The following is a 23,292-nucleotide window of genomic DNA, read 5'->3' on the forward strand; positions in this document are numbered from 1 at the left end:
GCTTATAATGATTTTAATACACTCACAAAAATAACTATTTATTAATATTATGCAAGCATACTATTATATTTTGATTGAAATGGAATTTCAATTCTGACTTTTCTTAAAGTAAATGTTGGTAAAATGATAAGCTTGAAATTTAATCGGCTGATTGTTAGAATATTACTCAAAACGGAAACACCGACCTCACTATATTCACTTAAAGAAAATGACACACTTTTCATTAAGAAACATCATTCCACATTAAAGTTTTGTCTTTAATATTTGTATTTGCTCTTTTAGAGCGACATTTTCTTTTTCCTTAGCAGCGAGTAACTTTTCATATATCTCTTCAATCTTCTCAAACTGCTCAATTGCCTCTTGTTTAATTGAAGACCTATAGGTATTATCCTTCCCAAAAAGTTCTGAGATATTTATGCCCAAGAAATGAGCAATTTTTTCGAGGAATTCCGGATCAAACTTATTAATCTTACCATTTTCAATCCTGTTCAAAGTAGACAGGTCTATATCAAGATTTGAAGCAAGTTGTTTGGAAGAAATTCCTTTTTTCTCCCTGATTGAGCGGATTTGGTTTCCTATTTTCATTTTACCGGGTTGTATTGATTTATCAGTAACTCCATCAAACTTACATTCAATTTCTGAATTTACAAATATTCGCTTTTTAATATTCTCATTTAATTCCGTTTCAGCTATAAAAGGTTAGTGCTGAGGTTATTTTACACTCACTATTTACTGTCAAAAAACATTTCAAGCAAAATATTATGCTGCCCATGCACTTTACTGTGCATTTTCGACAACTAAACTAAAAACAACTCTATATAATTTTGGCAGAACTTAGTAGGGAAAGGTTAGGCAGCTACTTTAAATTTCTGTAACAACTATAATTATCAATTCTACATTTATGAAAAAACTACTTTTAACCTGTTTTCTCTTGTGTTTAATGTCATCCGTTTTTGCCAATTCTAAGGCTAAGTCAGAAAGAAAAGGTGATTTAGAAGAATCAAAGAAAGAAGCTAAAGTGACAAAATCTTTACCCGAACTAAAGAAGCCTACTGTCAAACGGAATTTACTCATGACTTGCTTCGGGTCTTCATGCGGTGCAGTTGTCTGCGATCGATCTAGCAGAAGTTATTCGAGGAGTGAGGCCGTCAGAATGCTCGAATGGATTGAAGATGCATGTGCGAACGGCGAATTTAGTTAACAAATCTTTAGTCAATTAATTATCTGTCAACTCAACAATTATCAGCTAATTAATTGACTGTTTTTTTCTGAACGCATCAGTCATTTTATCATGTACAAAAACTATTATGAAGTCTATCATATTCGTTCTTCTATTTATATTTATTCATTTCGAAAGCTCTTCTCAAAATTATCAAGTAACATACGACATTACTTTTTCTCCAAACTCCAACAATCTTAACTACAGATCAAAAGAAAAAGGACTGCTTATAATATCTAATAATAGAGAATCTGTTTTTGTTACAGAAAATTTCTTAATTGTCGACTCACTTCTAATACAGATGGATGAAAAAGATCTGGATCCGTACTCAGAACTAGACAATTTCCGGAAAACTTCTTCAAAAAATTTCTTCAAAACCTACATAAAAAAAGATTACGAAAAAAAAGGAACCGAGACTTTTCAGTTGCTAGGAATATCTCAGTATAAATATGATCAAAATAACTATTTGAAGTGGGACCTACACTCGGACACCCTAAAACTAAACAATATGATTTGCCATAAGGCCACTACTAAATATGCCGGAAGACAATATGTAGCATGGTTTACTACTGAAATCCCTATCCCTGATGGGCCATTCAAGTTTTATGGCTTACCAGGCATGATTGTAAAAATATCTGACACAGAAAATCATTTTAATTTTGAATTGGTAAGCTTTGAAAAAGTTGTAAAAATCAAAATAAGCAGGCCTTACTTGTACAACGAAGCAATTGAGGTAAGCCAAAAAGAATTTATTAAATTGCAAAATGAGACGATTTTAACTCCATTAAAACAGATTACGGACGCCGGCATGGTTATTACCTCAGGTGACATAAGTAAATCGACAGGTCCCAGAAAGCAGAAAACAAATTTTATCGAAAGGGAGTAGACTAAAAATCCATAAACAAAGAATGCGTTGCATTGCAATTTTCATCTTTCTTAACACCTCCTTGAGTTCATTTTCTCAAACAATAGTCCGTGGCTTAGTAAAGGACAAAAACCAAAACCCCATTTCAAACGCAATTTTGACGATCACAGAATCTAGCAAAAATACTTTCCTCAACTATGGCTTTTCTGATAAACAAGGTAGATATGAAATAAAATTTTCATCCCTTGCAGACTCTGTAACTTTAGAAGTGAGACTTTTAGGCTATTCTCCTGTAACCGGAAAAATTACTAATGAAACGCAGGTAGTTAATTTTAATCTTCAGGAAAGTGTTTTTGAACTCAAAGAATTCAAAGTAAAACCAGAACCCATCAAAAAAAACGGTGATACACTTTCTTATTCCGTTTCAGCTTTTAAAAATAAGAATGACAGAGTAATTGCCGACATCATAAGGAAATTACCAGGTATAGAGGTCGAGCCAAATGGCAGGATCCTTTACCAGGGCGAACCTATCAATAAATATTATATTGAAGGCATGGATTTACTGGAAGGTCGTTACAAAATAGCTAATGACAATCTAAATGCAGAAGCGGTTACGGATATTGAAGTTATTGAGAATCATCAACCCATTCGCATGCTGGATAGTCTTGTCCTTTCCAACAAAGCTGCCTTGAATATAAAGCTGAAGAAGAATATAACTACTACCGGTCAGTTAAGCCTGGCTACCGGATTGCCTGCCGCACTTTGGGATGTTAACCTGACTCCTATGCTCTTTACAAAAAAAAAACAATTTCTAGGCAGTTATCAGACCAATAACATTGGTAAAAACAATACGAGTCAATTGATGAGACTTACTCCCGGTATATATAAAGACGGACTGCCAACTCCCGAAAATAAACAAGACTGGCTTGGTATACAACAACTCTCCAATCCTTCTTTCAAAAGCCTTAGGTGGCTTGACAACAATAGCCACCTGGCAAGTATAAATATCCTTAAAACGCTAAAGAAAGACACAGAGCTCCGTTTGATCGCCGATTATTCAAACGACACTCAAATTCAGCAAGGATATACCCAAACACTATTTTTTACTTCAAAAGAAGACAGTATCCGCCTAACTGAGAGTAAATACAACAAACTTCATTTCAACAATCTTAAATCTGATTTAACTTTACAAAAAAATACTAAAAAAAAATACTTCAAGAACAGTTTAAAATCTAAAGCCTATTGGGATAACCAAACCGGTCTGATAACCAATAATAATGGTGACTTTACCCAACTCTTAGAAAATCCTTTTTTTAATATTTCCAATGACTATAAAAATCTGTTAAGGATTGGCAAGTCGATTGTCACTCTTAATTCGAGAACAGGATTTGAAAAAACACCTCAGAGCTTAACAGTAAGTCCCGGATCATTTACTCCATTAATAAGTAAAGACAGTCTCAAAAACACGATCAGACAAGAAGTTATACAAACTAGCTTCTTTACAGACAATTCTCTTCAATGGCTGAAGAGAGTTAAAAGAATTTCAATAGGAACGGAAATCGGGTTTATTGTTGAAAAGCAAAAACTGGAGAGTGCCATTACTTCACCCTCTGAAAGCTTCGGGAATGTCTATACTAATCAACTTAATTGGTTGAATCAAAAGTACTATGTAAATCTCCAATCAAGGTATCGCAAGGGTGGGTTAAATGTTTCATTAGAAACTCCGGTACATTTTTATTCTTTCCAAATTAAAGATAAAGTTTTGAACAAAGGAGAGTCGTTAGAAAAAATAACATTTGAGCCTGCCTTAAATATCAATTATCAGCTAAACCAATTCTGGGCAACTTATCTCTCATCCGGATCAAAAAATGGCTTTGGCGATTTAAATCAGATGTACTATGGTTATATTCTGACATCTTACAGAGATATCAACCGATCTGATGCTCCTTTATTGCAAACTCTTACTTTGACTAATAGCGTTGGGATAAGTTACAAGAACCCGGTAAACTCTACGTTCGGAAGCCTTAATTTCAGCAACAGTAAAAGAAGGAACAATCTTATTTTTGAAAATCATTTGAATGAAGACGGGGGCTCTCAAAGAGACGCCATCGAAAAAGTAAACTACAACAATAACAATTCCCTGGGAGGTAGACTTGCAAAGTATTTCAGAACTATAAAAACGACATTGACATTATCAGCATCTTTGTCATCTCAAGAAAGTGTTCAGATTATAAACAATGAGCTATCCAGGATTAATTTAAGGACATTTACCCCTAACTTCTTATTATCTTCACAGCCACTCAGCTGGTTTGGTGTTGATTATGGCTATAAACTATCATGCTTTAAGAACATTATTATTGGAGTCCCCAGGCAGAAAATCATACAACAAAATCATGAATTAAAACTCAACATCAATCCGAAAGACAATACATATTTCGCTATAATCAATGAGTTATACAACAACAATTTCACTCATTACGAAAGCGTGTTTACAGATTTAATTTGCAGGCAAACTGTAGGAAAAAAGAAAGTCGATTTAGAGCTCAACTGGACTAATATTTTTAACGTGAAATCTTTGTTGGCTGTTAATTCCGGCACATTCAGCTATATTGAAACCTTTTACCGTTTAAGACCTGCTCAACTGACTTTTAAGGTCAGATTTTCACTATAATAAAATTACTCAAAACGGAAACACCGAGCTCTTCACCTTGGCGTTGTAGATGATGGTTTTTTTGTCTTTGGGGTAGATGATATTGACAAGGTTGGTCTGGTCATCGAAAAGTTCCTGCATGATGTCGTTCATCAGGGTATAGCCTTTGATTGACTGGCAGTTGGGAATTTCGTAGTATAACCAGGTGGCGTCCGCTTCTGTTTCGCGGCCCAGGTATTCTCCTTTTTTAAGTTCTTTCTGAGGGGACAAAAGAGCAAAATGCTTGCTGACATACTGCTCGATCAGCGGGTCATGTTTGTCTTTGGTGGTGGTATTGATGAACACCTTTTTACCTCCGAATTTCATCAGGGCACTTTCTAGGTCATCTGTAAAAACACGGATGGTGATTTCGAGCGATTTCGAGGCAGGATTGTAGTTAATCTCTGTAAGCGAGGTGTGGAAATCATGCCTGGCACCGGAGGCAGGGGTTTTGTCTCCAAATGGATTAAAGAATAATATCAGGCTGAGGATCAGGTGCATTTTTGAAGAAAAATCCGGAGGATCGGCTCCTCCGGATCTGATATTTTTAGAATAACTTCAGCGTATCATTAAACAGAACATAAACCATTAACGCCAGCAAAATGAATGTTCCTATCTGCTGGGTACGTTCCATGAACTTCTCAGAAGGCTTACGTCCGCTGATCATTTCATAAAGCAAGACAATTACGTGCCCTCCGTCAAGAGCCGGAATAGGAAGGGCATTCATAAAAGCAAGGGCCATAGACAACAAACCGGTGAGTGTCCAGAATCTTTCCCAGTCCCAATAGCCTCCAAACATCTGTGATAAACCCACAGGCCCGCTAAGGGCGTTGGAAGGCGAAATATGGCCTTTGAATATTCTGCTGAAACCCTGGAACTGAGCCGGGATGACAGAAAGGGCATCTCCTGCTCCTTTCACAAACGACTCACCCAAAGAGTATTGCTTTTTGGTTGAGGTCAATAAAAACTTATTTTTGAATCCGATAGTAGAATCTTTAGCCACTACAGGAGAAATGTTCAGCAGTTTGCCGTCTCTTTCTATACCCAGGTTAACTTTTTTGCCGGCATAGCTTTTAAGCTGATGCTGGAATTTCTGAAAGTAGGTCACCGGCAGGCTGTCGATGCTGACGATCTTGTCACCATCTTTCATGCCTGCTTTTTCTGCGGGTGAGCCTTTCGTTACTTTATCCACCTGGAAAGGCAGCATAGGTTCAAGAAAAGGCTTTTTACTCGCCAGCTGATTGATCAGTTCGTTCGGAATAGGCACCTCTACTATTTTAGCGTCCCTCTCTACTGTAAAGAAAGTATTCTCGGTAGCGAGGGCTGCACGGACATCTCCGTAAGTCTCAAAATCACCGTTGTTTATCTTAAGAATTTTATCTCCTGTTTTAAAACCCATTTCCTGGGCCAGAGGATAGGCATAATAGCCTAATTTATTCACTTCTGCTTTCGAGAAATCTTCATCACCCCAGGTATATTTTACGCCCCAGTAAATCAGGATTCCGAGGATCACATTGACGATAATACCACCTAACATCACAAAAAGACGTTGCCAGGCTGGTTTTGAGCGGAATTCATAAGGCTCAGGAATAGCTGAAAGCTGGGAAGAATCTTTGGTTTCGTCGATCATCCCGGCGATATCTACATATCCTCCCAACGGAAACCAACCCAAACCATATTCAGTGTCACCACTTTTCTTTTTCCAGAGAGCAAAATTCAGGACATTGGGCAGGGGGAAAAGGAAATCGAAGAAGATGTAGAACTTATTAACTCTGATACCAAAGATACGAGCAAAAATAAAGTGTCCGAATTCGTGTAATCCAACTAAAATCGTCAGTGCCAGCAAAAGCTGAGCGGCCATAATTAATCCTTCCATAATGTGTCTTTTAGCCCTTTCAATATTTTATTTATTCTTTTGTAATTCACTTATGAGAAATGGGCACTTATCTCTCCTCCGAATCTTTATTTGCTTTCCAGAAACCTCTCCGATTAAACACAAAATTAATCAAACAAAAAGGACAAATCTAATTCATGGCTTAAGATCATCCTTTATTTTTATAAAAATGTGTTAAAATCCGTGATTAGCAAACACAAAACCTGTATAGTTTGTTCGAACCCTTTGAAAAACTTACTTAATGCTAACAATTCCGTCACATTGAACACCCTGAAATTAATAAAATATTTGAAGCGGTTTCGCTTATTATCTTAAAACTTAGTGAAAGTCCGTGCAAATATTCCGAATAGCTTGTGCTTCCGGTATTAAATTGCCTGTCCGGAGGAATTCTTTATCCTGAACCGGAGTTTATCTTAATGTAATGATCTGTTAATAATGAGAAATAATCCGGAAAAAAAAGAAGTAATCATCATCGGCGGCGGTCCCATCGGCATGGCCTGTGGTCTGGCCTGTCAGCAGGCGGGCCTCAGCTACCTTATCATTGAAAAGGGCTGCCTGGTCAATTCCCTGTATCATTACCCCACCACCATGACTTTTTTCAGTACCTCTGAAAGACTCGAGATCGGTAACGTTCCGTTTGTTTCGAACCTGGCCAAGCCCACCCGTGCTGAAGCTCTGGAGTATTACAGAAGGGTATCCATTCACAAACAACTGGATATCAGGCTTTTTGAAAAGGTTTCTGAAGTGCAGAAAAAAGACTCAGACAGCTATGAAGTTAAAACGTCAAAGCATACCTATGAAGCTTCCAATGTTATCCTGGCCACCGGCTTCTATGATATTCCGCACCTGCTGAACGTTCCCGGAGAGGACCTGCCTAAGGTAACGCATTATTATAAAGACCCGCATTTCTACGCCATGCAAAAGGTGGTGGTGGTAGGGGCCAACAATTCATCCGTTGACGCCGCCCTGGAAACCTGGAGAAAAGGGGCAGAAGTGACGATGGTAATAAGAGGCTCAGAAATCGGGTCAAGGGTAAAATATTGGGTAAAACCAGATATAGAAAACCGGATTAAAGAGGGGGAAATCAAAGCTTACTTTAACTCTGAAATAAAAGAAATCACGCCTGATAAAGTCATCATCAATACACCGGAGGGTGAAGTTGAGATCCATAATGACCGTGTTTTAGCGATGACCGGTTATCAGCCTGATCTTTCATTCCTTAAAAAAATCGGAATTAACCTGTCGGACGACGAGATCCTGAAGCCTGAATACAACGAAGAAACCATGGAAACCAATCTTCCGGGAATCTTCCTCGCGGGCGTGGTTTGCGGAGGCATGAACACCCACAGTCTTTTTATCGAAAACTCGCGTGTACATGCCGAAAAGATCATTGAGACGATCTCAGGACGGAAAGCTTACCGGAATTAACCTCCAAAAGCCAGAAACAGCTCTTCTTTGTCGTCAAAGTGATGTTTCACTCCTTTGATATCCTGGTAGGTTTCATGGCCTTTTCCGGCCACTAAAACGATGTCTTCAGGATGAGCCATTTTTACAGCTTTCAGAATGGCCTCTCTCCTGTCTGTGATGGTTTCCACCTTTCTTTTTTGGGTAATGAGTACGCCGGCCTGCATATCTGCCAGGATGTCTTCGGGCTCTTCGTTACGCGGATTGTCGGAAGTCAGGATAACATAGTCACTGATTTCACAGGCTATTTTAGCCATTAAAGGCCGTTTGCCTTTGTCCCTGTTTCCTCCACAGCCTACTACGGTGATGATTTTCTGATTTCCTTCACGCAGATCAGCGATGGTTTCCAGCACATTTTGCAGGGCATCGGGGGTATGGGCATAATCAACGATCCCGACTATTTTTTCCGGGGATATGATCTGCTCAAATCGTCCCGGAGGCGGCTTAATATCCGACAGCTGGGTCAGGACCTCTTCTTCGTTCTCTCCCAGCAAAACAGCTGCTCCGAAAACAGCCAGGAGGTTATAAGCATTGAACTTACCGATGAGTTTGAACCAGACTTCCTGTCCGTTCACTTCCATCTGCAAACCAAAAAGGCCACAGTCCAGTACCTTCCCCTTAAAGGTTCCGATGCTTTTTAATGAATAAGAATGCTTTTCGGCTTTCGTGTTTTGCAGCATCACTTTGCCGTTGCGATCATCAGCGTTGGTGAGAGCAAAAGCAGTAGCAGGTAACTGGTCAAAAAAGCCTTTTTTAGCTTTTATATAATTATCAAAAGTCTCGTGAAAATCAAGGTGATCCTGGGTAATGTTGGTGAATATTCCACCCACAAAAGTAAGACCCGCAATACGCTCCATAACGACCGCGTGAGAACTGACCTCCATGAATACAAACACACATCCACCGTCAAGCATCAGTTGAAGCAGCTCATTGATCTTCACAGAATCGGGCGTGGTGTGTGTCGAGGGAATTACCTCATCTTCTATCTGGTTTTGTACGGTGGAAAGCAATCCGCAACGGTAACCGAGCTTTCTGAATAAACTAAACAGAATGGTAGCAGTAGAAGTCTTGCCGTTGGTGCCGGTTACGCCCACCAGTTTTAATTTTGAACTGGGGCTGTCGTAAAAATTGCTGGCCGCAAATCCCATCGCACGGGCAGCATTTTCTACCTGCACGTAAGTTACCGACTCTTCCAGTATTTCAGGTAAACGCTCACAAAGGATCGCTGCAGCACCCGAACTGACGGCCTTAGGTATAAAATCATGGCCGTCTACCTGCGTGCCGGGTATGGCTACAAATAGACTTCCGGGGCCTGCTTGCCTGGAGTCAAATACGATAGAGCTTACGGAAAAGTCCGTTTTCCCTGAAACAGATATTAATGATATTTTATAAAGAACGTCACTTAGTAACATAACATTGATTTTTGGGGATTCTTAACCGAATAAGTCTTTGTCATACAAAATTTCCTCCTGAGGGGGTTCAGGTTTCATCCTGACTTCCACCCAGTAGATGATGGCCATGAAAAGCAGGACCACGATCATGTGAAAAGGAACAGACAGATAATAGCTGGTGATATTGATTTGTGTATTGGCCAGAATGATTAATCCTGCCCCGATCAGGTAGGCAATGATCTTTCCGGTTTCGTAAGGCACAGGGAAATACTGCTGTCCGTAATAATAGCAAAGCCAGACCATCACAAAAGAGGACAAAGCAAAGGTAATGGCACACCCCATATACCCTATAAAAGGAATGAGGGCAATATTAAGGGCAACCGTAATGACCAAACCGATCACCGTTATCCTGGTACCGAATTTTGTATTGTCTGTCAGTTTGTACCAAATGGAGATGTTGCCGTACACTCCTATAAAAAGATTGCCGAGCAATAATAATGAAACCACGGGGAGGCCTGATCTGAAAGTCGGTCCGATCAGTAGACCGATCCAATCCAGGTTTAAGCTGACGCCTATCCATAAAACGATACAGGCGATGGTAAACCATTTGGTGGTCATAGCAATCATTTCCGGTGAGTTTTTATCTCCCATTTTAGAAAAGAAAAACGGATCTGCAGCGTAGCGGTAAGCCTGCACAACCAGCGTCATAAAAATGGAAAGCTTATACACCTGGGCATAAATACTGAATGAATCGTCGACACTGAACCCGGGATAAAAACCAGGTGGTAACAAATCTCTGAACATCAGACGGTCAGCTGTCAGGTTAATGGAGCCAGCCAGGCCCATGATCAGTAATGGGTAGGCATAGGCCAAAACCGGCTTGAGTTTTTCCCAGTCCCAGGTAAATCTGAACCCGACAAATTCTTTCCAAAGCAGCAATAAGGTGACCAGGCTGGCAATGAAATTGGCCCAGACAATATAGTCAGGCCCGATAGCCGGGTTGTAAAAAAAGGCCGCGAAAGGTTTGAGATCAGGGAAGATCAGACCTTTGAGGATATAGTTGCAAAATATCAGGTAGAAGACATTCAGCCCGATGTTAATGAAAATATTGATCAGCTTAATGGCCACGAATTTTTTGGCTTTGTTTTCTGCCCTCAGCTTCACGAAAGCAATGGCTGTAACGGCATCGACCGCAATAATAATGGCTAACCAGACAATCAGGCGTTCTTTGCCCGGGTAGTTCAGGGCGTTGATAATCGGTGTAGCCCCAAGGATAAACAGAGTTGATAAGGAAGTCGATAAGATGATGATAAAGGTAAGTATCTGGTTGTAGTAAGACTGCCGGTGTTCTTTGGCAGAAGCAAACCTGAAAAACGCCGTTTCCATCCCGAAAGTAAAGATGATATTGAGCGGAATGACAAAGGTATACAACTGGGCATTGTCTGAAAGCAGCCTCGGCTGCTCAAAAATACGGGTATGGACAATGACGAGCAGCCAGTTTAATAAACGGCCCACAATACTACTCAGGCCGTATAAAACGGTGTCGCCAGCTAATTTCTTTAAAACGCTCATTTAAAATGTTCTCTATAAAACAGGCTGCTTTTCGGCTATAATCATCAGAGGCCCGTTATTTTTTACAAATAAAAAACATTTTCGGTTAGCAATGTTGATTTTTTTGATTTGTCTTACCTGTCCGTCAATTCTCAGATTTCCAAAATCAGAAGCTTTAAAATTGCCGCTTCCTTTATTGATCAGGAGTTTTCCGAAATCAGCATCGTATTGTCCCAACTGAATATTGCAGTCGAAGAAATTCCCGGCCATCAGTAAATCCGGAAGTCCGCCCTTGTTTTTATTCAGCACTTCAGCGGCCAGGTATGGGGTATATTGCATATTATCAGGCAGTTCTTTTAAGGTGAATTTGCCTTTTCCATCATTGATCAAAACGGCATTTGAAAAATAATCGGCTTCAAAAACTTCCGAAGCATCTATCTTATCCGCCCCGAAAACCTCTTTCAATGACGCCTTGGCAAAATCCCGGGAAAAGACGTATTTCTTTTTGACGTACGGCAATTGCTTTTCGACTTCCTTTTTATCTGCAAAAATCACCTCCCGGTTCTGAATATAATACGTGATGATCTGCTCCAGGCGGCCGTTCTCGTCAAAGTCGTTGACATACATTCTCACAGGTTCGGCATCTGAAGCCTTTAGCCGGCTGTTCAGTCCCAGGTTACCTGCCACAAAATCCACATCCCCGTCATTGTCTATATCTGCCGGGAAAACAAAATTCCACCAGCCTTTTTTGTCGGTCAGGTAGCTTTTCTCAAACTTCTGGTTGAAAGAGACAATACCATCCCATTCCAATGCCACCACTAATTCTGATTTACGGTCATTGTCAATATCAGCCCAGGTTGCTTTTTTTACAAATCCCAGTCCTTTAAGCTGGGGAGCTATCTTTTCGGTTACATTGATGAAATTTCCTTTACCATCATTCTGGAACAGGTAAGAATCGGGCTTTTTGCCGTAAGCCCACGGCACAGACCTGGCCCCTATGAAAAGATCTATGAAACCATCCCCGTTAAAGTCATACGGCTCAACACATGATGCTGTTAAATAAATATCTTTGAACGCCCCTTTCTTCAACGCCAGGTTACCAAGGCCGTCATTCAGATAAACCCTCGGGCTGAGCCATTCCGATTTACCGTAAAATTCATTGCCCCCGGCACCGATCACCAGGTCAGGATGGGTATCATTATTAACATCAACCCACTTGGCATCCACATCTTCAAAGGTGCTGTCTTTTGCCAGTTCAGGCTGAGCTTTTTCAATGAACTTACCTTGCGGAGTCTGAACGAAAACCCTGCTTTTCTCCCACTTGGATGAGCCAAAGAAAATATCCTCCAGTCCGTCATGATTGATATCTGCTACCGCCAATGCCGGGCCTTCTGTCGACATCTGGTTGGGGATCAGTCCTTCACGGTCAAATTCATTAAAGAAATTCTCTTTATGACTGATGTTTAAACCCACCTGCCCTGTAATTTCCTCAAACTGAGGTTCATCAGCGAGCATCTTCGCTTTGAAACCCTCATAGTCAAACCTCGGCAGGCCCGGAGCATAAGTTATCTTAAGGTTTACTTTAGCACTGTCGTACGATACCTTTTGGAACGTATTGTCAGGCCAGATCACCAGTATGGAATCAACCTCCGGGTTCTTTCCCAATCCGATAGTCAGAGGAATCTCCGACGACGACTGAAACCCGCGAACCGGGAATTTTTCAAATGAAAGCGTCTTGCCTTTTTCGAAAACCAGGACTTTAGCACCTATGGCGTTCCTGTTTTTGCTGCTACCTTCCAAGTCAACATGAAGGGCTTTGTTCCCCTTTTTGTGTTGATCAGAAAGGTTCTCATACAAAAAAGCATTTTCGTTGATGTTATTGGTCACAATGTCAAGATCCCCGTCATTGTCCAGGTCGGCGTAAATCGCTCCGTTGGAATAAGAATCCCTGTTGCCTTCCACCTGGGTGGTCAGCTCCTCAAACTTCAGAGATTCATTATTGACAAAAAACTTGTTAGGTATTTTGACCTCGGGAAGCAGGTCAACCAATGATATATCCGATTCATCAAATTTCTTATCCTCAATCTTTTGCTGTATCTCGTCGTTAGAAACAAAATTGATATAATCCGTGTCATTCATCCGTTTGTTTATTCCATTTGAAATAAACAGGTCTTTGATGCCGTCATTATTAAAATCCATAAACAACGATGACCAGGACCAGTCGGTAGCATGGATATTTGAAAACAGACCGATCTCACTAAAGGTGCCGTTTTTGTTATTCAGCTGAAGGTTATTTCTCGCAAACTGATAGTTATAACCTTGCTGAAGCTTAAATCTGAAATTATAATAAGCGTCTTCCCCTTCCGAACGCTTCAGTATTTCGGGTTGATAGGGCAACATATCCAGGGAGATAATCTCAGGGAAAATATCGTTGTTTATATCGGCGATGTCCACCCCCATGCTGAACCTGCTGGTGTGTTTGATCCGCTGCTCTATTTCGTCTTTAAACTTTCCGTTTTTCTGATTGATGTAGAGATAATCATTTTCATGAAAATCGTTACCGACATAAAGGTCCGGATATCCGTCAAAATCAACGTCTCCGGCCACTACCCCTAATCCATATCCAAGGGCGGTGCTGTAAATACCCGCTTCTTTTGTGAACTCCACATATTTGCCGTCATCATTTCTGAAAATCCTGTCCCCTGCCAGCGGATGGAAAGTATTCTCAAAAACCGATCGTTTCCCGAATGTCCCGTTCTGGTGCACAGAATGATTGAGCTGGAAAAAGTCCAGGTCACCGTCTGCATCAAAATCAAAGAAAACAGCCTGGGTCCCGAAACCCACAAGGTCCAGTCCGTACTCTGCTGATTTTTCATCATAAACCGGTATTCCGTTTTCGATCTTCCGGCAAACATACAACAGGTTATGGCCTTTGAGTTTTAAGAAATTGCCAACCTGTGAAATGTAGATATCCAGCATGCCGTCCTGGTTGATATCGACGATAGACACGCCGTTTGACCAGCCAAGGTCAGCTGATTTAAAGTTTGATTTTTCGGTGACATCTTCAAACTTCAGTCCGCCTTTATTCAGGAATAACTTATTGTCTTTTAGGTTTGCCGTAAAAACCAGGTCGGCCAGACCGTCATTATTAAGATCAGCGGCACCCACTCCCCCTCCGTTATAAAAATACATGTAGTTGAAGATGTTCAGGTCCGGTGAGGGCTTCAGTTCGTTGACAAACGAAATCCCCGTTTTATCCTGATCAAGCATGCGGAACATCGCTTCGGTTTTCGCACTGTTTTTACAGCCATTCAGCACCATCATCAAACAAACGGAGCTAAAAATCAAGTATGTTTTCTTTAGCATCTATCTGTTGATTTTAAACACCCGTGGCTTCTGGTCGTTGATTAAACTTAAAAAATATTTCTGTTTGTTAACCGTTACTGTCGCCAAATCACGTATTTCTCCCGTCATGGTGAATCCTGAGTCTTTATTGGGCAGGTACGCAAATTTGTCTTTCCCTTTATTTATTAATACAATCCCTCTGCTGGCATCCTGACGGGACAACTGCGGAATAAACCCGGTGTTGTTTCCTCCCAGGATCAGATCCGGTAAACCATCAGCATTGACGTCATCAGCCAATATGGCATTGACACAAGAAAACTGAACTTCTACCGGAAGGTCGCTGACGGTGAAGTTTCCTTTTCCGTCATTGATCGCTATCACAGATTTCATAAAATTAACGCTGCTGACTGACGCTTGTTTCAAAACCTTCGGTTCAAACAAGTCTTCAAGGGTCTTATCGGCGTATTCGCTATGCTTCAGGTTCTTATTTTTAAGGAAAGGAAACTGCTCTGTCATTTCACGTTTTAAGAAAACCGGCACATCTTTTCCTTTATAGGTTTTGGTCATTATTTTATCGGTGAACGAGTTGTTGTCAAAGTCGCCCACCCAGATTTTAGCAGGTTTTTCCAGGTCGACACTAAGCGGGAAATTCTCTCCCATATTACCTAAAACCATATCTAAATCACCGTCTTTATCCAGGTCAGCTATCTGCAAGGCCCCCCAGAATCCTGACAGGTTATCCAGTGAGGTTTTCAGCGGAACAAATTTGCCGCCCTTAAACTCGTACACTTTGGGACTCATCCAGTCACCGGCAATGATCAGTTCTTTTTTACCGTCTCCGTTCAGGTCATTCCAGCTGGCTGCCCTCACCATTCCGATTTTCCGGATATCCGGGTTTACCTGTTGGGTCACATCCTTAAAGATCCCCTTGCCGTCATTCTGATAAATATAGCTGATGGGTTTAAGTCCATATTGTCTCGGATAACTTCTGCCTCCTACAAACAAATCAAGGTCGCCGTCGCCATCAAAATCATTCGAAATGATCACCCCGGTGTTCATGCCGTTTAAAGGCAATGCTTTACCATTGATCTTAAAATTACCCTGTCCGTCATTAAAATAAATTCTGTCCATCAGCAAACGCTCTCCCGGATCATATTCATTTCCTCCGGATCCTGCGTAGAGGTCCAGATCACCGTCACCATCGGCATCAAAAAAGTGAACGGCCGTATCTTCAAAAATGGCATATTGTTCAAACGCGGGTTGAACGGTTTTCCTGAAACCGGCCCCGGTCTGAAGATAAAGCTGCCCGGCCTGTCCGGCTCCCCCTCCAATATAAATATCCTCCTTCTTATCTCCGTTTACATCTCCGACTGCCACTTTGGGACCTTCACGCGACAATAAAACCGGGATATTCTTTTCATTATAATAATCTTCGTAGTCATTCTCCAGGTGCTTTTCAAACGGGAAATCAGACACTTCAGCAAATACTGACTTAGAAAAAGCCTGGGGTATCGTGTTTATCCAGGGTTTACTTCCCTGCATTGTATAACTGTAGGTAGAATCTGTTTTCACCGACTTATGTACCTGGTAGGTCAGGTCGGGCCAAATGATGCGGACAGAGTCCACTTGCTTAACCGGCCCCATCCCAAAAACCATGGCATATTCCGTGCTCGACTGAAAGCCCCTTGAGGGATTCAGTTGCCTTGTCAATACCTGATCACCGGCAAACACCTGCACCTTTGTCCCGATGGCGTTGACATTTGATGATGATCCTTTAAATTTAAGCTTCAGGTAGTGGTTCTCAGGTTTCAGTTTCTCGGTGTTGTTTTTATACACAAAACAAGGCTGATTGACATTATTGACCACCAGGTCAAGGTCGCCGTCATTGTCCAGGTCTGCATAAGATGCACCGTTCGAAAAAGAAGGCGTCGATAAACCGGACTCTGTTGATTTTTCCTCAAACCTGAATGAGCCTTTGTTCAGGAAGAAATTATTCCCGATCGGCTTGGAAGGCATATGTTTGATGATGTTGTCAAATTTCTCTTTCTCCCCTGACAATACCATTTTCTGATTGATCTCATTGGCAAAAAAGTCAATAAAATCCTGATCAATGACATCGTGATAAATTCCGTTGCTGACATAAATATCTGTTTTGGAATCGTTATCGGCATCAAACATCAGGGCTCCCCATGACCAGTCACTGGCAGCCACGCCTGCGTAAAAACCGATTTCACAAAACGTGCCGTCATGGTTATTCAGTTGCAGACTGTTCTGCATATACTGATTATAAAACCCTTTCTTATTCTTGAGGTTGAATATGTAGTGATTTTCAAAAGATGTGGTTGACTTCAGGCGATGCTCATCTATCGGCAACATATCCGTAACAAATATCTCTTCATAGCCGTCATTGTTGATGTCGGCCATATCGGCTCCCATAGACGCCATGCTCGTATGCGGTATTCTTTGTTCAATTTCTTCCCTGAACTTCCCGTTTTTCTGATTGATATACAGATAGTCTTTTTCAAAGAAATCATTCGAAATATAGATATCAGGATAGTTGTCATTGTTGACATCCCCGACGGTGACCCCCAAGCCAAACCCGATCAAACTGCCATATATGCCTGCTTCCTCGCTCACATCCACAAATTTACCGTTGTCGTTTCTGAGCAGCTTATCTCCGCCCCCTTTAAGATAGTCCTTTACGGGCCAGTCTTTCGCCCTGAGCTCGCGGTTGTTGTCATAGTTAAGGGTATTGACCGGAATAAAACTATTGTTCAGGATATAAGCATCGAGATCGCCATCCATATCATAATCCAGAAAGGCGGCATGGGTGGTATAGCCTTTTTCGTCCAGTCCGTATTCGGCCGCCTTTTCAGTAAAAGTAAGGTCATGGTTATTGATAAATAAAGCGTTTCCTTTACCGCTCTTCCATTTGTCATACCCGGCATTGCAGATGTAGATGTCCAGCCAGCCGTCATTGTTGATATCAACCATCACTACGCCCGTATTCCACTGTCCTTTTTGTGTAATGCCTGCTTTTTCAGAGATGTCTTCAAACTTAAAATTACCTTTGTTCAGGTACAGTTTGTTGGATCCCATATTAGCAGTAAAAAGAACATCAGGAAGGCCGTCGTTGTTGATATCGCCGGTGGCCACGCCGCCGCCGTTATAAAAGTTTCTATAGCTGAAAATGTTGAAATCTTCGGTATTCTTGACGGTGTTCTGAAAATCTATTCCTGTATCTTCAGCACTGAGCTGCTCAAAAAGCACATTCTGATTATCGTTTTTACAAGCTTGTGAAAAAACAATAATCATGAAAATTATCAGATAGTTTCTCAAGGTTATTATAGTGTTAAAGTAGTTCAAAAATCTTCTATCGTGATGTGCGGATTAATTTTCAGTAAAAAATGTCCTTTTTATTGGTGGCCTGAATTTTCATATCAGGTTTTTTATAAAGTATAGTCGCCTCCATTTCATTCCATTTTTCAGGTTCTCTCTGCACTTCATAGCGTCCCACCTTTCCTTTCAGGTGCATGATCATCTTTTCCTCCGACAATGCCTCTACCGTAATTTCACCTTCGGTCATAAGGTAGCCAATTCCTTTGGTATGATCATCCTGCTGCAGCTTACCTATCAATACACTGGCGGCCACCTGGTTGTCTATAAACACCTGTTTCCGGACAGGCTTTTCCTTATACCAGTTTTGCCCCCCGAAACTGATCACGACATTACTCTCAAACTGGTCAAATACATTAAGCCTGAAAAAAGTATCAAAAATACTTATTTCCCCTTTAAAAATACTTTCCTCCGGATAAAAAGATTGATTATCAATCTTTACGCTGATACGGGCCTCACCGGGCCTCAGCAATTCAAACTCTTTCTTGTAATCTTTCTTTAATCTGCATGAATTAAAAAGAACAAAAATCAGCAAAAAACTTATAATCCTCATATCAAGATAAACTCAAAAACTATTAACAAAATGGCGTGTTATCAGTAATAACGCGAATATCAGAAAAAATGTGCTGCATCTGCAGACATGTTAAGCAAGATCTGAGTATTAAACCCAAACCGGTACAATATAGTCGTTCAAAAGCCTGTATAAAAACAAAAATGCCCGAATAATCGAGCATTTTTGTCTGTATCAGATATATGAAAGTTCTTAGTATCCTTCGTTCTGTTTCAGGTTCGGGTTAGATACCATCGCCTGAGAAGGGATAGGGAACAACACTGTAAAGTTTTCTTTAACCTGAGCACCGGTTCCGTTGGTAAACTTACCGAAACGAACTTCCACCGTTCTTTTACCACCTTCCCAGTACAATTCGCGGCCAATCTCAGCGAAAAGGTTGTCCTGGGTAAGAGAAGCTAAAGCAGAGGCTTTTCTCAGTGTTCTCAGATCATTGATCATCTTAAGGGCACCTGCATTGTCTCCGCCTCTCAGCATAGCTTCAGCTTTCATTAAGTAAAGCTCGGCATAACGCATAAGGATGTATTTTCCTGCAGTTGAAGGGTGATACTTGATAACCCTGATTCCTTTTTCTGTAGCAGCACCTGCCAAAGGCACGTCTCTGGTGAAAGAAAGCGGTTTCAAAGAACGGGTATCGATGATGTTTTTACCCTGGTCGTCAATCTGCTGACCGATAAGGAATCCGTGTCCGATACCTGAGAATTCTTTACCGTTACCTTTAGCCGGCATACCGATTCTTGAATCACCTTTCTCGAAAGTGTCATAGAAGTCAGCCAAAGTAGCAAAACCGTTCCATCCCGAAGGATTCTGGTTGTAGTGCAAAGTCATGAACCAACGGTTCTGAGGTGTAGCCTCAAGACTCACGAAAATGATTTCTTTAGAAGCCGTAGTCGAGAAGTTAGTGAAGTAGTCACTTTCTAAAGCGTATCCCGAAGCAGCAACTGCGTTAGCATAGCCAATCACTTTGTCCATGTCAGCTTTGTCAAAAGTATAAGGACCTTCAGGTTTAGCTGCTTTGTAAACTCCTTTGTTAAGGTACAATTTAGCCAGAAGGAAGTTAGCTGCTGCTTTGTTGGCAACACCGTTCTGAGGAGCCGGACCGGCATTAGCCAATACCGGAAGAGCTTCTTCAAGATCTTTAACGATAAAGTCAAAAGCTTCAGAACGGGTCAATACCTTAGGCAGGTCATCAACACCCTGGGTAACTTCTCTGAAAGGAACCTGTCCGTAATAATCCATCACATGGAACATATGGAAAGCCCTCAGGAACTTAGCCTGTGCGGCCTGTGCCGGAGTTGGATTGGAAGCCAGGATCTCAGTCAGTTTATAAGCTCTCTGATTCAACTGGTTCCAGGTATCTCTTACGGCAGGGTGACCTGCATCCCAGGTGTGGGCATCCAGAGTACGCCATACACCATTATCACCCCAGTCAACACCACGGGTCGGAGGGATCATTTCAGCTGAAGTATGAGCACCCAAAGCATAAATATTGTTCTGATCCGTGTAAGCACCCAAATCAACATAAGCCGATGCTAAAAGTTCAGTCGGGTTACCAGGAGTAAATCCGCCACTTTCCGATTCACGCACAACAGAATCCTTCTCATCATTAATAAGGTCGGTACAAGCAGTGAATGAAACCAAACCAAGGCCCACTCCTAAAACTTTATATATTTTATTTATTTTCATCATTTCAAGTGATTATTATAGTTTTTAAAATGAAAAATTAGCTCCAATGGTCCAGGTCTTCGCTCTTGGATAGGCTGTATAGTCAATTCCAAAAGAAGGAATTCCGTTAAGAGACTTATTGGTGCTTACCTCCGGATCCTGTCCGCTATACTTTGTGAAAGTTAACAGGTTTTGTCCGGTAACAAATAATCTGATTCCAGAAAATACTTTGGTATTCTTGATAGGTGCTCTGTAGCCCAATGTCAAGTTTTGAAGTCTTACAAAATCACCTTTTTCAAGGAAACGGGTCGACACGTCAGGGGCGTTCAAAGCTCCTTCACCATTACCTACAACATTCCTGGTTACGTTTCTGCCGTTAGCCAGTGAACCTGCAGTAAAGAATGCGTTGGCAGTGTTCGAATAAAGGTAGTTTCCGAAAACACCGTTGAAGAACAAGCTTAAATCAAAGTTTTTGTATTTGAAGTTGTTTGTCAAACCACCGGTTACTGTAGGAAGAGGCCCTTTACCATCAAGGAACTGCTGAAGGTCACCCTTAGGATAGATTGAATTACCTTCTGCATCATATCCTCCGAATTCTCTCAGGAAGAAAGCAAACAGTGGTTGTCCCTGTGCAAGACGCTGAGCAAATGCACCTGAAAGACCTTGTCCGTTGATCTCACCTGTATCATAAAAACCGTCAAGGTTTTTGATCAGGTTTTTGTTATGAGAGATGTTGAATAGAACTTCCCATGAAAAATCTTTCTGATCTACCACCGTAGCGTTCAATGACAATTCCACCCCTCTGTTCTGAATATCTGTATCCAGGTTTTTCCAGGTAAACGGAGTCGGAGCAGGCTGAGCAGAAACCACGTTGAATAAAAGATCTTTAGTATGTTTCTCATAGAATTCAAAACTACCGCTGATCCTGTTTTTCAGGATGGCAAAGTCAAGTCCGACGTTAAACGCTGCAGTTGATTCCCATTTCAGGTTAGGGTTGTTAAACGCAATGGCGTTCAATCCACCACCTTCGATGTTATCTGCACCACTGTTGATGTTCCAGTTTCCGTAACGGTCTCTTCTGTCATAAAGGTTATGAGGAATTGACTGGTTACCGGTAACACCATATCCAACACGAAGACCCAAGTCAGAAAATACATTTTTAGGAACGAAGTCTTCTTCGATCAATCTCCATTTGGCAGCGAACGAAGGGAAGTAACCATATTTGTTGTTACCACCGAATCTTGTAGAACCATCCGCACGAAGTGTGGCAGTTAAAAGGTATTTACCACCGAAGCCTAAATTAACACGGCCGAAATAAGATTGTAGTTCATCTTTTTCAGAAGAAGAGTTCTGAATAACAGATCCGCCTTCATTACCGCTGTTGGCAGAAGCAATGTTATTGATCATCAGGTTAAGATCGCTGGTACGGAAATTAGCCGCTGCCACGTTCTTGCTATAGAAATCAAAGCTTTGATAAGAATAACCCGCCAAAGCATTCAAAGTTACAGAACCGAACTCCTTGTCATAGGTAAAGTAGTTTTCCCACAACTGGTTGTTGATTTCGATATCTCTGATGTAAGCTCTACCGATGTTGGCATTCGCTTCAATGATCAGATCTCTTGAAGTCGCCATCTTTCTGCTTGAGAAAGATCTGTCAAAACCTAAAACAGTTTTGAACTTCAATCCTTTAACAATTTCAAGTTCAGCATTGATATTACCTAAAGCTCTTAGAGAATTAGTGTAATCTTTTGACAACTGAATAAATCCAAGCGGGTTCGGTTCGGTTTGTCCCGGCTGGTTCAACACCTGCTTTCCGTCTACTGTAGTGTAGATCGGTAATGTAGGGTTTGATTTCAGGATACTACCCAGCAAATCGCCGTTGAAACCAACGTTTTCAGAAATAGGCACACCATTATCAGTGGTACTTGAAAGGTTAACGCTGCTTCCGATCGTTAATCTGTCGCCGATGAATTTCTTCGAACCGCTGAATCCTAAACTGTATCTTTTCAGAGCAGAGTTAAGGATAATACCCTGCTGGTTCAGATGACCCAGAGAGAAACGGTAGTTACCAGTTGCATCTCCACCTCCGTAAGAAAGGTTATGCTGGTTGGTATAACCTGTTCTGAACAATTCGTCCTGCCAGTCAGTATTGCTTCCGCGATCCTGTCCGCCCGCAGCTTTATACTCAGCAGCATTCAGCAAATCATATTTTTTAGTGATGTTGCTTATCCCCAATGAATAACCATAATCAAGGGTTCCTTTACCTTTTCCTCTCTTGGTCGTGATCAAAACCACACCCTGTGCACCTCTTGAACCGTAAATAGCAGTAGCAGAGGCATCTTTAAGGATGTCAATGCTTGCAATATCATCAGGGTTCAGAAAGTTAAGAGGGTTTTTGGCAGGTTGACGACCCACACCACTCGCATCGTTACCACTTGAGGTATTTTCGCCGCTCAATGGCACTCCGTCGATAACAAACAAAGGGTTGTTACCACCGAATACAGATGACGTACCACGGATACGCACATTGATTCCTCCACCAGGCTCACCGTTTGATTGTGAAATCTGAACACCGGCCACACGACCCTGCATCAATTGTTCAGGAGAAGTCACAATACCTTTCTGGAAATCTTTTGTGCCGATCGCACTTACTGCACCTGTAGCGTCTTTTTTCTTCACAGTACCGTAACCAACTACCACGATTTCTTCTAATGCGGTAACATCATCAGAAAGCGTAATGTTAACGGTAGTACGGCCACCAATGGCAGCTTCCTGAGGCGTCATACCGACGAAACTGTACACTAGTGTTCCATTTCCCGGAACGCCGGCAATCTTGTAATTTCCGTCAAGATCAGTAGAAACACCCTTACTTGTACCTTTTAATTGGACGGTAACACCCGGAAGACCTTCACCCTTTTTATCAGAAACTTTTCCCGACACGGTAATGTCCTGTGCGAAAACAGAAAAAGTCATACATAATAGGATGGTAAATAATGTCATCGTCTTTTTGTACAATGCCATCGTTCCAGCGTCAAAGTTCTTTTGACCCATCTGGTAAAACTTGTTAATCATAGGTTATTTTGTTAATTGAAAATAGGAAATATTATACAACTACTTGCCTCCCACGTGTAATACTTAATTCACTTAAAATTGAATAAAACACAGTTCAGCCTTCAAAACTACAAAAAGAAAACAGTAAAGTCCAAAAAAAGCTATTAAATTTTTTTCAGGATAAATCCAATTTT

The 23,292-nt window shown here is 41.3% G+C and carries 13 protein-coding genes; 3 read left to right on the forward strand and 10 right to left on the reverse strand.

The window, feature by feature from the left end; translation table 11 throughout:
- Positions 1 to 243 precede the first annotated feature (243 nt).
- Positions 244 to 585 carry a helix-turn-helix domain-containing protein gene (locus GVN16_RS15640; RefSeq protein ID WP_166564852.1) on the reverse strand — a complete coding sequence of 114 codons (342 nt, stop codon included), beginning with the start codon at positions 583 to 585 and terminating at the stop codon, positions 244 to 246.
- Positions 586 to 1,307: 722 nt separating this feature from the next.
- On the opposite strand from GVN16_RS15640, the gene GVN16_RS15645 reads away from it, so the two are divergent.
- Together GVN16_RS15645 and GVN16_RS15650 are read left to right on the forward strand one after the other, a co-directional pair.
- Positions 1,308 to 2,105, forward strand: a complete 798-nt coding sequence (locus tag GVN16_RS15645) for a GLPGLI family protein (protein WP_166564853.1) — start codon at positions 1,308 to 1,310, stop codon at positions 2,103 to 2,105.
- Between the two features lie 22 nt (positions 2,106 to 2,127).
- Positions 2,128 to 4,755 (forward strand): carboxypeptidase regulatory-like domain-containing protein, encoded by a 2,628-nt coding sequence (locus tag GVN16_RS15650; RefSeq protein WP_166564854.1) that lies wholly within the window; start codon positions 2,128 to 2,130, stop codon positions 4,753 to 4,755.
- A 9-nt stretch (positions 4,756 to 4,764) separates the two neighbouring features.
- Here GVN16_RS15650 and GVN16_RS15655 read toward each other — a convergent pair whose 3' ends face one another.
- Complete coding sequence (locus GVN16_RS15655; protein ID WP_166564855.1) at positions 4,765 to 5,274, reverse strand: DUF6702 family protein; 510 nt, start codon at positions 5,272 to 5,274, stop codon at positions 4,765 to 4,767.
- Between the two features lie 46 nt (positions 5,275 to 5,320).
- Complete coding sequence (gene rseP, locus GVN16_RS15660) at positions 5,321 to 6,649, reverse strand: RIP metalloprotease RseP (RefSeq protein WP_229244198.1); 1,329 nt, start codon at positions 6,647 to 6,649, stop codon at positions 5,321 to 5,323.
- A 453-nt stretch (positions 6,650 to 7,102) separates the two neighbouring features.
- Between rseP and GVN16_RS15665 the strand changes: the two genes are divergently transcribed.
- Positions 7,103 to 8,095, forward strand: coding sequence for a YpdA family putative bacillithiol disulfide reductase (locus tag GVN16_RS15665; protein ID WP_166564856.1), 993 nt, complete (start codon positions 7,103 to 7,105; stop codon positions 8,093 to 8,095).
- Here the strand turns inward: GVN16_RS15665 and GVN16_RS15670 are convergent.
- From GVN16_RS15670 to GVN16_RS15700, 7 genes are all read right to left on the reverse strand, one after another.
- The gene (locus tag GVN16_RS15670) at positions 8,092 to 9,543 is read right to left on the reverse strand and encodes a UDP-N-acetylmuramoyl-L-alanyl-D-glutamate--2,6-diaminopimelate ligase (RefSeq protein WP_166564857.1); all 1,452 of its coding nucleotides are present in this window, start codon (positions 9,541 to 9,543) and stop codon (positions 8,092 to 8,094) included. The genes GVN16_RS15665 and GVN16_RS15670 overlap by 4 nt on opposite strands.
- A gap of 21 nt (positions 9,544 to 9,564) precedes the next feature.
- Positions 9,565 to 11,094 carry an oligosaccharide flippase family protein gene (locus GVN16_RS15675; protein ID WP_166564858.1) on the reverse strand — a complete coding sequence of 510 codons (1,530 nt, stop codon included), beginning with the start codon at positions 11,092 to 11,094 and terminating at the stop codon, positions 9,565 to 9,567.
- A gap of 12 nt (positions 11,095 to 11,106) precedes the next feature.
- Positions 11,107 to 14,439, reverse strand: a complete 3,333-nt coding sequence (locus tag GVN16_RS15680; protein ID WP_166564859.1) for a VCBS repeat-containing protein — start codon at positions 14,437 to 14,439, stop codon at positions 11,107 to 11,109.
- Positions 14,440 to 17,733 carry a VCBS repeat-containing protein gene (locus tag GVN16_RS15685; protein ID WP_166564860.1) on the reverse strand — a complete coding sequence of 1,098 codons (3,294 nt, stop codon included), beginning with the start codon at positions 17,731 to 17,733 and terminating at the stop codon, positions 14,440 to 14,442.
- An 82-nt stretch (positions 17,734 to 17,815) separates the two neighbouring features.
- Positions 17,816 to 18,367 (reverse strand): hypothetical protein, encoded by a 552-nt coding sequence (locus GVN16_RS15690; RefSeq protein ID WP_166564861.1) that lies wholly within the window; start codon positions 18,365 to 18,367, stop codon positions 17,816 to 17,818.
- Positions 18,368 to 18,577: 210 nt separating this feature from the next.
- On the reverse strand, positions 18,578 to 20,071 hold the full coding sequence (locus GVN16_RS15695) for a RagB/SusD family nutrient uptake outer membrane protein (protein ID WP_229244199.1): 1,494 nt from the start codon (positions 20,069 to 20,071) through the stop codon (positions 18,578 to 18,580).
- Positions 20,072 to 20,092: 21 nt separating this feature from the next.
- Positions 20,093 to 23,119: a TonB-dependent receptor gene (locus GVN16_RS15700; RefSeq protein WP_229244200.1), complete on the reverse strand. Its 3,027-nt coding sequence runs from the start codon at positions 23,117 to 23,119 to the stop codon at positions 20,093 to 20,095.
- Positions 23,120 to 23,292: the final 173 nt, after the last annotated feature.

Source organism: Emticicia sp. CRIBPO (assembly GCF_009905725.1).
GTDB lineage: Bacteria > Bacteroidota > Bacteroidia > Cytophagales > Spirosomataceae > Leadbetterella.

Bases quoted from the DNA above. Each gene is read 5' to 3' on its own strand.
- GVN16_RS15640 (WP_166564852.1), bottom strand. From the start codon at position 585: ATGAAAATAGGAAACCAAATCCGCTCAATCAGGGAGAAAAAAGGAATT.
- GVN16_RS15665 (WP_166564856.1), top strand. From the start codon at position 7,103: ATGAGAAATAATCCGGAAAAAAAAGAAGTAATCATCATCGGCGGCGGT.
- GVN16_RS15645 (WP_166564853.1), top strand. From the start codon at position 1,308: ATGAAGTCTATCATATTCGTTCTTCTATTTATATTTATTCATTTCGAA.
- GVN16_RS15650 (WP_166564854.1), top strand. From the start codon at position 2,128: ATGCGTTGCATTGCAATTTTCATCTTTCTTAACACCTCCTTGAGTTCA.
- GVN16_RS15700 (WP_229244200.1), bottom strand. From the start codon at position 23,119: ATGATTAACAAGTTTTACCAGATGGGTCAAAAGAACTTTGACGCTGGA.
- GVN16_RS15670 (WP_166564857.1), bottom strand. From the start codon at position 9,543: ATGTTACTAAGTGACGTTCTTTATAAAATATCATTAATATCTGTTTCA.
- rseP (WP_229244198.1), bottom strand. From the start codon at position 6,649: ATGGAAGGATTAATTATGGCCGCTCAGCTTTTGCTGGCACTGACGATT.
- GVN16_RS15675 (WP_166564858.1), bottom strand. From the start codon at position 11,094: ATGAGCGTTTTAAAGAAATTAGCTGGCGACACCGTTTTATACGGCCTG.
- GVN16_RS15655 (WP_166564855.1), bottom strand. From the start codon at position 5,274: ATGCACCTGATCCTCAGCCTGATATTATTCTTTAATCCATTTGGAGAC.
- GVN16_RS15690 (WP_166564861.1), bottom strand. From the start codon at position 18,367: ATGAGGATTATAAGTTTTTTGCTGATTTTTGTTCTTTTTAATTCATGC.
- GVN16_RS15685 (WP_166564860.1), bottom strand. From the start codon at position 17,733: ATGATTATTGTTTTTTCACAAGCTTGTAAAAACGATAATCAGAATGTG.
- GVN16_RS15680 (WP_166564859.1), bottom strand. From the start codon at position 14,439: ATGCTAAAGAAAACATACTTGATTTTTAGCTCCGTTTGTTTGATGATG.
- GVN16_RS15695 (WP_229244199.1), bottom strand. From the start codon at position 20,071: ATGATGAAAATAAATAAAATATATAAAGTTTTAGGAGTGGGCCTTGGT.